Source organism: Paraburkholderia ultramafica (assembly GCF_902859915.1).
Taxonomy (GTDB): Bacteria; Pseudomonadota; Gammaproteobacteria; order Burkholderiales; family Burkholderiaceae; genus Paraburkholderia; species Paraburkholderia ultramafica.
The window spans coordinates 1-10,749 of sequence record NZ_CADIKK010000046.1 but is presented as its reverse complement, the minus strand read 5'-3'; the positions used below and the strand labels follow the sequence as shown (position 1 = coordinate 10,749).

Here is a 10,749-nt window from a genome sequence, read left to right as displayed (position 1 = left end):
GACAAGGCCTGGAGTCCGCCTGCCGTCGGAGGCATTTCCGATAGAATGAATATCCAGCTGTCCACCGAAGCACCAGACGAAGCACCAGACGAAGCACCTCATGTCCCGACGCATCATTCCAGTTGCCGATCTCAGCGCGGCACCGGTCATTTCCGGCCCCGTGCAGACGCCCAGTGGCGTGCTGCACGACGCGCTGTCGCGCCCGCTGCGCGACCTGCGCATTTCGGTAACGGATCGCTGCAACTTTCGCTGCGTGTACTGCATGCCGCGCGCGGTGTTCGACAAGGACTATGCGTTCCTGCCGCACAGCGCGTTGCTGAGCTTCGAGGAAATCGAACGGCTGGCGCGGCTCTTCGTCGCACATGGCGTCGAGAAAATCCGCCTGACGGGCGGCGAGCCGTTGCTGCGTAAAAATCTCGAATTCCTGATCGAGCGGCTCGCGCAACTGACCACCCCGGCGGGCCGCCCCCTCGATCTGACGCTGACCACCAACGGCTCGTTGCTGGAGCGCAAGGCGCGCAGCCTGAAAGACGCCGGCCTGACCCGCGTGACAGTCAGTCTGGACGCGCTCGACGACACACTGTTTCGCCGCATGAACGACGCCGACTTCGCGGTCGCCGACGTGCTGGACGGCATCGCTGCGGCGCACGCGGTGGGGCTCGCGCCGCTCAAGGTCAACATGGTCGTCAAGCACGGCACCAACGACAGCGAAATCGTGCCGATGGCGCGTCATTTCAAAGGCTCGGGCACGGTGCTGCGCTTTATCGAATACATGGACGTCGGCACGTCGAACGGCTGGAACATGACCGAAGTGCTGCCGTCCGCCGACGTCGTGACGCGCGTCGCCGAGCAATTCCCGCTCGTCCCGCTCGAAGCGCACAGCGCCGCCGAGACCGCGCAGCGCTGGGGTTACGTGGACGGCAGCGGCGAGATCGGCGTGATTTCGAGCGTCACGCGCGCGTTTTGTGGCAGTTGCACGCGCGCACGCCTGTCGACCGAAGGGAAGCTGTACCTGTGCCTGTTCGCGTCGTCCGGTCACGACCTGCGCGCGTTGCTGCGCAGCGGTGCGAGCGACGCCGCGATCGCCACCGCCGTCGCCGAAATCTGGCAAGGCCGCAGCGACCGCTACTCGCAATTGCGCGGCAGCCAGCCGGCCGATTCAAGCCAAGCGGCCGCCCGCCGTGTCGAAATGTCGTACATCGGCGGCTGAGCGGCCGGCGCATGCAGCCCACACGTGAACAGATCACCGGCCTGCTGCTCGCGGGCGGGCGCGGCATGCGCATGGGCGGGGTCGACAAGGGGCTTCAACCGCTGCACGGCGAGGCGCTCGCCGCTCATGTGCTGACGCGCCTCGCGCCGCAAACCGGCGCGCTGCTGATCAGCGCCAACCGTCATCCCGACATCTACGCCGCACTCGGCGCGCCGTTCGGCGCGACGATCGTGGCCGATACGCTGCCCGGCTTTCCGGGACCGCTGGCGGGCTTGCTCGCCGGACTGAGGGCGAGCACCACCCCGTATCTGCTGAGTGCGCCTTGCGACTCCCCCTGGCTGCCCGCCGACCTCGCCACCCGCCTCGCGCACGCGCTGGACTCGAACCAGGCCGATATCGCCACCGTCACGACCGTCGGCGTGCACGGCGAGGCATCCCTCCATCCGGTGTTCGCGCTGCTGCGCACGGGGCTCGCAGACGACCTGTCGGCATTTCTGGATGCCGGCGAACGCAAGGTTCGCGCGTGGTACGCACGCCACAAGACGGTGGAAGTCGTCTTTACCGACGAGCGCGCGTTCTACAATGCCAACTCGTTACAAGAACTCGCCGACCTCGAACGCGATCGAGGCCCCGGTTGAAATCCGCCCGGCCGCGCGGCAACTGCCGCGCCCGTCTCCGGTCGCGACGCCCAGCTCTTCATGACCACGCTTAACGAATTTTCCCGCTGCGTCGCGCAGTACGATCCTCACGCGCTACCTGTTGCGGCCGCTCAGGCGATTGTTCGCCAGTGGGCCGAGCCGGTCGCGGCCGTCGAACGCGTGGCGTTGCGCGACGCGCTCGACCGTGTGCTCGCGGCCGATATCGTGTCGCCGATCGACGTCCCATCGCACGACAATTCCGCGATGGACGGCTACGCGTTCCAGCGCGCGGCACTGGCAACTGGTGCGTCCGACAGCGTTCACCTGACGATCGTCGGCAAAGCGCTGGCCGGGCATCCGTTCGCGGGCCGCGTCGACGCGAGCCAATGCGTGCGCGTGATGACAGGCGCCTGCATGCCGGCAGACTGCGACACGGTCGTGCCGCAGGAACTGGTCGAATGCAGCGCCGACTCCGCGTCGATCCGCTTCGCGGCCGACGCCGTGGCGGCGGGCGCCAACCGGCGCCGCGCCGGCGAAGATCTCGCCCGCGGCCATGCCGCGCTGCGGGCCGGCCGCATCGTGCGCGCGTCGGACCTCGGTTTGCTGGCGTCGCTCGGGATCGGCGAAGTGAAGGTGCGGCGGCGTTTGCGCGTCGCGTTCTTCTCGACCGGCGACGAATTGCGCTCGCTCGGCGAGCCGCTCGACCCGGGCTCCGTGTACGACAGCAACCGCTACACGCTGTTTGCGATGCTGCGGCGCCTGAACCTCGACACGCTCGATCTCGGCGTGGTGCGCGACGAACCCGCCGCGCTGGAAGCCGCCTTGCGCAGCGCCGCAGCGAACGCCGACGTGGTGTTGACCTCGGGCGGCGTGTCGGTCGGCGAGGCCGATTTCACCAAACAACTGCTCCAGACCTTCGGCGACGTCGCCTTCTGGAGCATGGCGATGCGCCCTGGCCGGCCGCTCGCTTTCGGCCGCATCTGGTCCGGCGAACGGCCGGGCGTCGGGCTTCCCGCGCTATTCTTCGGTTTGCCGGGCAATCCGGTCGCCGTGATGGTGGCGTTCTACCAGATCGTGCGGGAGGTGCTGCTGCTGATGTCCGGCGCGACGCCCCGGCCGCTGCCGACGATTCACGCGACGAGCCGTCAGGCCATTCGCAAACACGCCGGCCGTACCGAATTCCAGCGCGGTGTCGCCGAACAGGACGCGCACGGCCAATGGCATGTCACGCCGACCGGCTCGCAAAGCTCGGGCGTGCTGAGTTCGATGAGCGAAGCCAATTGCTTCATCGTGCTCGGACATGACGAAGGCGCGATTGCCGAGGGTGAGCGCGTCGCAATCATGCTGTTCGACGGTCTCATCTGACGCCTCGCGCGGCTCGGCTTTCACTAGCGGTCATTTGCAGCTTGACCCATTACAACCAAGACATACGGGTTTGACTTACATGAAAAAACAGATCTCGTTCATCGCACCTGGACAGACGGCCAAAGCACTGATCCTCGTGTACCTGACGTTCTCGGTGCCGATCGTGCTGCTCGGCGTGCTGGTCGCGTTCATACGCTACGGCTCGGTGGAACTGAGCACGGTGTTCAGCGCGCTGCTGCTGAATGCGATCCTCGGTTTCGTGCTGTTGTGGATTGCGTGCCACGCGTACAACTGGGTTGCATCGCGCTTTGGCGGCATTGAAATTCACCTGACCGACGCGCCGGAAGAGGCGTAATGCCCGCGACGATCCGCGCCGCCGCGCCCGCGGACACCGGCGCCATCTTCGCGCTGACGTACGAGCTGGCGGAATTCGAAAGCCTTACGCACGTGTTTGTCGCGACCAAAGACGGTCTGCATGACGCGCTGTTCGGCGCGCGGCCCTCGATCGAAGCGCTGGTCGCGGAAGACGCGGGACGCATAGTCGGCTATGCGCTGTACTTCCACAATTATTCGAGCTTCGCCGGCAAGCGCGGGCTGTATCTCGAAGACGTCTACGTGCAACCCTCGCAACGCGGCAGCGGTCTGGGCACCGCGTTGCTGCGGCGCCTCGCTGCCGCCAACCCGATCCCCCCAACTCCGCGCTCAACTCGCAGTCTCATTGTTCGTCGGGATCCACACCCGACAACGCATCGCCGAGCACGCCACTCGCTGCGTCGCCCGGCAACGCCTCGACGTCACGCAGCTTGCGGCTCATCATCCGGGTGCGCGTTTCCGCCGCTTCAATCGAACGCGTGACGGTTTCCAGTTGCGCCCTGGTCTTCGCCAGCACGTCGCCGAATTTGCCGAACTCCGTTTTCACCGCGCCGAGCACCTGCCACACCTCGCTCGAACGCTTTTCAATTGCGAGCGTGCGGAAGCCCATCTGCAAACTATTGAGCAGCGCGGTCAGCGTGGTCGGTCCCGCGATCGTCACGCGATAGTCGCGTTGCAGCAGGTCCGTGAGTCCGGGCCGGCGCAGAATTTCCGCGTACAGACCTTCGGTCGGCAGGAACAGCAGCGCGAAGTCGGTGGTGTGCGGCGGCGACACATACTTTTCCGCGATCGTGCGCGCCTCCGCGCGAATCCGCGCTTCGAGCGCGCGTGACGCCTCTTCCACCGCGACCGGATCGGCGCGCTCCTGCGCTTCGATCAGACGCTCGTAATCTTCACGCGGGAACTTGGCGTCGATCGGCAGCCAGACGGGCGTGGCCGCGCCGCCCTGCTCCGCGCGTCCCGGCAACTTGATCGCGAACTCGACGCGATCCGCGCTCTTCGGCACCGTCGCAACGTTCTTCGCGTATTGATCGGCGGTGAGCAGTTGTTCGAGCAACGCTTCCAGTTGCACCTCGCCCCACGTGCCGCGAGTCTTGACGTTGGTGAGCACCTTCTTCAGATCGCCGACGCCGGCCGCCAGCGTCTGCATCTCGCCCAGTCCGCGATGCACCTGTTCGAGCCGGTCGGACACCAGCTTGAACGATTCGCCCAAACGCTGTTCGAGCGTCGCGTGCAGTTTTTCGTCGACCGTGCGGCGCATTTCCTCGAGCTTCGCCGAATTGTTCGCCTCGATATCCTTCAAGCGCTGTTCGATGGTCGCGCGCACTTCCGCGAAGCGCCGATCGTTCGCCTCGGTGAGCTGCCCCAGTTGCAAGCTCAGCGTGTCGCCGAACTGCTTGAGCGTGCGGCCCTGCTCGTCGCGCGCCTGCTGGGCCTGCACCTGCAGACTGTGACGCACGGCATCGAGCTGCTGCGCGAAACCGTCGATCTTGCCGCCCTGCACCGTGGTCATGCTGCTGAACTGCGCGGCCAGCGTCTGTTGAAAGTGCGCGAAACCGCTGCTCTGCTCGGTACGCGACGCCCGCGCGGTTTCGGTGATGTCGTTGCGCAATTGCCGTTCGAGACGCTCGTAAGCGTGCGCCTGCCCGTCGGCTGCGATATCGATGCGCTCGTTGAGCAGATCGAACTGCTCGCTTTCGTCCGCGCGGCCATGAATGCGCACCAGCAGCGCCAACGCGATGACCAATACGACCGCCAGCACCGCGACGGCCGCGACCAGAATCATCGTCATGAACGCGGCTTGCCCATCACGCCGGGGTTGATCGGATTCGGCGGCTGGCCGGCGCGCGGCCCTTCGCCCAGCGCGGCGATCAGATTGTCGGCGGCGAGGTTCGCCATCGCGCGGCGCGTGGCTTCGGTCGCGCTGGCGATGTGCGGCGTCAGCACCACATTCGGCACGCTCAGCAGATCCGGATTCAGTTGCGGCTCGCCCTCGAACACGTCCAGACCGGCCGCCGCGATCTGTTTCGAGCGCAGCGCCTCGACCAGCGCCGCGTCGTCGACGATGCCGCCGCGCGCGATGTTGGTGAGCGTCGCGGTCGGTTTCATCAGCGCGAGTTCGGCCGCGCCGATCGTGTGATGGTTTTCCGCCGTGTACGGCAGAACCAGCACGACATGATCGGCACGCCGCAACAGGTCCTGCTTCGACACGTACGCGGCATTCAGTTCCGCTTCGATCTCCGGCGCCACGCGCGAACGGTTGTGATAGATCACCTGCATGTTGAAACCCTTCGCGCGACGCGCCAGCGCCTGGCCGATCCGGCCCATGCCGATCACGCCGAGCGTCGAGCCGTACAGATCGCCACCGAGAAAGCCGTCATACGTCCACTTCTGCCATTTGCCCGCGCGCAGCCAGTGCTCCGATTCGGCGATGCGGCGCGCCGCGGCCATCATCAGCGCCCAGCCGAAGTCGGCTGTCGACTCGTTCAGCACGTCCGGCGTATTGGTGCCGAGCACGTTGGCGGCGTTGAACGCGGCCATGTCGAAGTTGTTGTAGCCCACCGCCATGTTCGACACCACCCGCAGACGCGGCGCCGCCGCCAGCACGCCCGCGTCGATCGGCTCGCCCGCGGTCAGCGCGCCGTCTTTATCCGCGAGACGGCGCTTCAGTTCGTCGGCGGGCAACACGTCACCCTGATTCCAGTCGACGTCGAAATACTGTTTGAGCCGTTCGATCACATCGGGAAACATCGAACGGGCGACGAGGATCTTCTGCATTGCAATTCTCCGTATAGCGCGTCGAGTGAAAGTGCCTCGGCGTCGAAATCAGCGTCAAAAAAAGATCCACCCGGTGACCGCGAACAGCGGCAGCAGCACCACACTGGACCAGCCCAGATACGCAAAAAAACTCGGCATGCGCACGCCGCGCGATTGCGCGATCGCTTTCACCATGAAGTTCGGCGCATTGCCGATATACGTGTTGGCGCCCATGAACACCGCGCCGGCCGAAATCGCGGCGAGCGTGGTCGCGCCGGTGGTCATCAGCGTCTGCGCATCGCCGCCGGCCAGGTTGAAGAACACGAGATAAGTCGGCGCGTTGTCGAGAAACGAAGATAGCAGGCCGGTCGCCCAGAAGTACATGATGTCACGCGGCTGGCCTGCGGAATCGTTGACCAGATGAACGATGCCCGCGAACGCACCGGCCTCGCTGGCGCGCAGAATCGTGATGACCGGCGCGATCGTCACGAAGATGCCGGCGAACAGCTTGGCCACTTCTTCGATCGGCGCCCAGTTGAAATCGTTGCCCGCGCGAGCCGCGCGCGGCGTCAACGCGAGCGACAGCAAGGTGACGCCGATCAGCGCGACGTCGCGCACCGCATTCTGCAATGCCACCTGCGTGCCGAACACGTCGAACGCCACCTGCGGCCGCCATAGCCCGCTCATCAGCACCAGCGCGATCACCGCGGCGAGAAACAGAAAATTGATCTTGCCGTCGACGCCGAGCGGCACCCCTTCAGGCGTCGGATCGAGAAAGCGCGAGCGCTCCTCCCCATGCCGATGAAAGTAGTACGAGTCGAGCGCATAGAAGCCGGCCAGCAATACGCCGCTGACAAACAGCATCGGCAACGCCAGATGCGTAGTGGTCCAGAAGAAACTGACGCCCTCCAGGAAGCCGAGGAAGAGCGGCGGATCGCCCAACGGCGACAGCGAGCCGCCCACATTCGCCACGAGGAAGATGAAGAACACCACCACATGGACCACGTGCCGGCGATTGTCGTTGGCGCGCAGCAATGGACGGATCAGCAGCATGGCCGCGCCGGTCGTGCCCATCACGCTCGCCAGCAGCGTGCCGAGCGCGAGAATCGCGGTGTTCAGGCGCGGCGTACCGTGCAGATTGCCGCGCACGCAGATGCCGCCCGCGACGGTATAGAGCGCCGTCAGCAAAACGATGAACGGGATGTACTCGTAGAGCATCGCGTGCACCAGCTCGCCGAAGGCCGCCCCCATACCGAACCTGAGCGCGAACGGCACGAGGAACAGCAGCGCCCACGCGGCCGTGATCTTGCCGAAATGGTGATGCCAGAACGCCGGCGCGAGCAGCGGAAACAGCGCAATCGACAGCAGCACGCCCGCGAACGGCAGACCCCACAGCGCCGACAAACTCGCGCCGTCGAGCGTCGCGGCAGATGCCGGTTGCGACCACCCGGCCAGCGTCAATGCAGCGGCGAGCAACATGCTCGCCCACACAGCATGCCCTTTCATATCGTTGAAATCCTTGTTATTGCGGGCCGCCGCGTGCGCGTTGGCACGCAGCCGGGTTGCCCGTTCAGGCATCCTGTACGACGATCACATGCACCCGGTATGGGCCATGCGCGCCCAGCACGATGGTCTGTTCGATGTCGCCGGTGCGCGAGGGACCGGAGACGAAATTCACCGCGCGGGGTAGTTCGCCGCGCTCTTTGCGGATCAGGCCGAACGCCTCTTCATGACCCGAGACGATGCGCGAAGCCGGCACGATGGCGATGTGCGTTTCCGGAAGCAGGCCGGCTGACGCGTACGTCTGCGGCCCGGACAGCAGCACGAGCGTGCCGGTCTCGGCGGTCGCGCAGAAGCAGCCGGTGAGGCCGACCACGTCGCCGTCTTGCGGTTTGCGGAATTCGACGCTGAGGCCGGCTTCGGCCCAGTGCAGATCCTGGAGCGTTTGCCAGGCGATTGCCTGCAGCGGCAACGCATGTTGCGTGAGGTAGCGATAGGCCGCGGCCGGCACGTCGCCGAGTGACTGAACCGTGTCGACCGTGGTCGACAATTTCTGCGCTTCTTCGATGAAGCGTGCGCTCAGATCTGCCGGCATCTCCGGACGCGGACCGGATGGATGGCGCGCCAGATAGTCCGCCGCGGCCTCGCGCTCGGCAGCGCTCGGCTCGGGCTCGCGCCCTTGCGCGGCGCGGATGCGCGCCAGGATGTTGCGGCGGGCACTCGATGTGTCCATAGACGGAATCCTCGTGTCGACAGCCATGCGATATGGCGAGGATTATACCGGCCACCCTCCGCGCGAACACCCTGGCCGAACAGCATATTGTCATGCGTCGAACGCGCGGCCAAACTGAGCACCGCGCGCATCAAGGCATGAGCATGAGCAACGGATGAGCCGGGTTACTTCGCCGCCGCTTCCTCCGGCTGCGCGATGCCGAACACCTGCCGCAAATACGCGAGATAGGCCTTGTCCTCGCACATGTTCTTGCCCGGCGAATCCGACAGCTTCGCCACCGGCTGACCATTGCAGCGAACCATCTTGATGACTATCTGCAGCGGGTTGTAGCCAAGGTCGTTGGTCAGATTGGTGCCGACGCCGAATGCCAGTTTGCAGCGGCCGCGGAACCGCTCGTACAGTTGCAGCACCTTTGGAATGTCGAGCGCGTCGGAGAACACGAGGATCTTGGTGCGCGGGTCGCAGCGGTTCGCCTCGTAGTGTTTGAGCAGCCGTTCGCCCCAGTCGAACGGATCGCCGGAATCGTGACGGGCGCCGTCGAACAGCTTGCAGAAGTACATGTCGAAGTCGCGCAGGAACGCCTGCATGCCGTACACATCCGACAGCGCGATGCCCAGGTCGCCGCGATATTCCTTCGCCCACATTTCGAAGCCGAACGTCTGCGAGTCGCGCAAGCGGGGGCCGAGCGCCTGGCACGCCTGCAGGTATTCATGCGCCATCGTGCCGAGCGGCGTGAGGCTGTGCTTCATTGCGTAGAAGACGTTGCTGGTGCCGGCGAATTGCTCGCCCAGCCCGTCTTTCAGCGTGAGGATCACTTCCTCGTGCCATTGCTTCGAGAAGCGACGGCGCGTGCCGTAGTCGGCGATCTTGCAGTCGGCGAATTCCGCACGCGCGCCCAGCAACTGGATCTTCTCGACGAGGCGACCGCGTCCTTCGCTGTAGTCGGGCTTTTGCTGGGTGTTGCGGAAATAGACCTCGTTGACGATCGCGAGCATCGGAATCTCGAACAGGATCGTATGCAGCCACGGTCCCTTGATCTCGATGTCGATTTCACCATTGCCCTTCGGCGACGGCTCGATCGAAATGTATTTCTCGTTCAGATGGAACAGCGCGAGAAACTCGATGAAGTCGCCCTTGATGAAGCGCATGCGCCGCAGGTAGTCGAGCTCGTCGTCGGTGAAGCGCAGGTCGCAGAGCTTGCGTACTTCGTCACGAATCTCGCCGATATACGGCACGAGATCGACATTCGGCGTGCGGCAGCGGAAACGGTACTCCACGTTCGCGGCGGGAAAATGATGCAACACCACTTGCATCATCGTGAACTTGTACAGATCGGTATCGAGCAGCGAAGTAATAATCATGATGGTGCGAACTGGACCGCTGGAAAAACGCAAGGGCTGACTCAACCCATGCGCACGTGGCACGCCCGTGCGCGCCGACCTGACGCATGTTACCCGAATGCGTCCGGATTCAGCGCGCCGCCGGGCTCTCGCGCCACGCGCCTCGAAGGAAGTGCCCTTTGCGGCGCGTCATAAACTAATCACGAAAACATATAAAAGGCATTGCCCGATGCTGCATGCGCCTCTTGACGTTACGTTACAATAGCGCTTTTGGCGCTTGCGCCTTCCCTGATTCCGCATGCAGGAGCTGCCTGAATGACTCACGTTGTGACCGAAAGCTGCATCAAGTGCCGCTATACCGACTGTGTCGATGTGTGCCCGGTGGACTGCTTTCGCGAAGGTCCCAACTTCCTCGCGATCGACCCCGACGAATGCATCGACTGCGCCGTGTGCGTAGCCGAGTGCCCGGTGAACGCCATTTATGCCGAAGAAGACGTGCCGGGCGACCAGCAGAACTTCATCGAGCTGAATGCCGATCTGGCGAAGAACTGGCCGAGCATCACCAAGACCAAGGCGCCGCTGCCGGAAGCCGACGAGTTCAAGGACGTGAAGGAAAAGCTCGCGCTGCTCGTACGTTGAGCGCGGCCGCCCATCACGCACCCCGCCGGAATCGAATGAAATCAAGATGAACGCAGGGTATTGACAGGCGCTTAAGCTGCTTCTACAATTTCGCTTCTCTGCTGTTGTTGTTCTGTTCCTCGATAGCTCAGTCGGTAGAGCGCCGGACTGTTAATCCGTAGGTCCCTGGTTCGAGCCCAGGTCGAGGAGCCAAGA

At 64.5% G+C, this 10,749-nt stretch carries 10 protein-coding genes, 1 tRNA gene and 1 pseudogene; 7 read left to right on the top strand and 5 right to left on the bottom strand.

The features are described 5' to 3' along the window. The first annotated feature begins 100 nt into the window (after positions 1–100). The 5 genes and pseudogenes from moaA to HV744_RS32030 form a co-directional block, all read left to right on the top strand. Positions 101–1,210, top strand: coding sequence for a GTP 3',8-cyclase MoaA (gene moaA / locus HV744_RS32050; protein WP_175153336.1), 1,110 nt, complete (start codon positions 101–103; stop codon positions 1,208–1,210). A gap of 11 nt (positions 1,211–1,221) precedes the next feature. Continuing rightward, complete coding sequence (mobA, locus tag HV744_RS32045) at positions 1,222–1,848, top strand: molybdenum cofactor guanylyltransferase MobA (RefSeq protein ID WP_175153335.1); 627 nt, start codon at positions 1,222–1,224, stop codon at positions 1,846–1,848. Between the two features lie 60 nt (positions 1,849–1,908). After that, positions 1,909–3,213, top strand: coding sequence for a molybdopterin molybdotransferase MoeA (gene moeA / locus HV744_RS32040; RefSeq protein ID WP_175153334.1), 1,305 nt, complete (start codon positions 1,909–1,911; stop codon positions 3,211–3,213). 79 nt (positions 3,214–3,292) lie between these two features. Next, positions 3,293–3,568, top strand: a complete 276-nt coding sequence (locus HV744_RS32035; RefSeq protein ID WP_074764961.1) for a hypothetical protein — start codon at positions 3,293–3,295, stop codon at positions 3,566–3,568. After that, positions 3,568–3,888: pseudogene (locus HV744_RS32030) on the top strand (GNAT family N-acetyltransferase); the annotation flags it as partial. The gene HV744_RS32035 and the pseudogene HV744_RS32030, both read left to right, overlap by 1 nt. Before the next feature lie 40 nt (positions 3,889–3,928). Here the strand turns inward: HV744_RS32030 and HV744_RS32025 are convergent. The 5 genes from HV744_RS32025 to pncB form a co-directional block, all read right to left on the bottom strand. Continuing rightward, the gene (locus HV744_RS32025) at positions 3,929–5,377 is read right to left on the bottom strand and encodes a DNA recombination protein RmuC (protein ID WP_175153333.1); all 1,449 of its coding nucleotides are present in this window, start codon (positions 5,375–5,377) and stop codon (positions 3,929–3,931) included. Continuing rightward, positions 5,374–6,363 carry a 2-hydroxyacid dehydrogenase gene (locus tag HV744_RS32020; RefSeq protein ID WP_175153332.1) on the bottom strand — a complete coding sequence of 330 codons (990 nt, stop codon included), beginning with the start codon at positions 6,361–6,363 and terminating at the stop codon, positions 5,374–5,376. Before HV744_RS32020 ends, HV744_RS32025 begins: the two co-directional genes overlap by 4 nt. A gap of 54 nt (positions 6,364–6,417) precedes the next feature. After that, complete coding sequence (locus tag HV744_RS32015; protein ID WP_175153331.1) at positions 6,418–7,848, bottom strand: sodium:proton antiporter; 1,431 nt, start codon at positions 7,846–7,848, stop codon at positions 6,418–6,420. A 64-nt stretch (positions 7,849–7,912) separates the two neighbouring features. After that, positions 7,913–8,575 (bottom strand): LutC/YkgG family protein, encoded by a 663-nt coding sequence (locus HV744_RS32010; protein WP_175153330.1) that lies wholly within the window; start codon positions 8,573–8,575, stop codon positions 7,913–7,915. A 164-nt stretch (positions 8,576–8,739) separates the two neighbouring features. Further along, the gene (pncB, locus tag HV744_RS32005; RefSeq protein ID WP_175153329.1) at positions 8,740–9,936 is read right to left on the bottom strand and encodes a nicotinate phosphoribosyltransferase; all 1,197 of its coding nucleotides are present in this window, start codon (positions 9,934–9,936) and stop codon (positions 8,740–8,742) included. Between the two features lie 294 nt (positions 9,937–10,230). Here pncB and fdxA point away from each other — a divergent pair, with 294 nt between their 5' ends. Then, complete coding sequence (fdxA, locus tag HV744_RS32000; protein ID WP_006052862.1) at positions 10,231–10,554, top strand: ferredoxin FdxA; 324 nt, start codon at positions 10,231–10,233, stop codon at positions 10,552–10,554. A 116-nt stretch (positions 10,555–10,670) separates the two neighbouring features. Then, positions 10,671–10,746 (top strand) — tRNA-Asn (locus HV744_RS31995). Positions 10,747–10,749 lie beyond the last annotated feature (3 nt).

Coding starts and splice junctions, on each gene's coding strand:
- moeA (WP_175153334.1), top strand. CDS start 1,909: ATGACCACGCTTAACGAATTTTCCCGCTGCGTCGCGCAGTACGATCCT.
- HV744_RS32010 (WP_175153330.1), bottom strand. CDS start 8,575: ATGGACACATCGAGTGCCCGCCGCAACATCCTGGCGCGCATCCGCGCC.
- pncB (WP_175153329.1), bottom strand. CDS start 9,936: ATGATTATTACTTCGCTGCTCGATACCGATCTGTACAAGTTCACGATG.
- mobA (WP_175153335.1), top strand. CDS start 1,222: ATGCAGCCCACACGTGAACAGATCACCGGCCTGCTGCTCGCGGGCGGG.
- HV744_RS32025 (WP_175153333.1), bottom strand. CDS start 5,377: ATGACGATGATTCTGGTCGCGGCCGTCGCGGTGCTGGCGGTCGTATTG.
- HV744_RS32015 (WP_175153331.1), bottom strand. CDS start 7,848: ATGAAAGGGCATGCTGTGTGGGCGAGCATGTTGCTCGCCGCTGCATTG.
- HV744_RS32020 (WP_175153332.1), bottom strand. CDS start 6,363: ATGCAGAAGATCCTCGTCGCCCGTTCGATGTTTCCCGATGTGATCGAA.
- fdxA (WP_006052862.1), top strand. CDS start 10,231: ATGACTCACGTTGTGACCGAAAGCTGCATCAAGTGCCGCTATACCGAC.
- HV744_RS32035 (WP_074764961.1), top strand. CDS start 3,293: ATGAAAAAACAGATCTCGTTCATCGCACCTGGACAGACGGCCAAAGCA.
- moaA (WP_175153336.1), top strand. CDS start 101: ATGTCCCGACGCATCATTCCAGTTGCCGATCTCAGCGCGGCACCGGTC.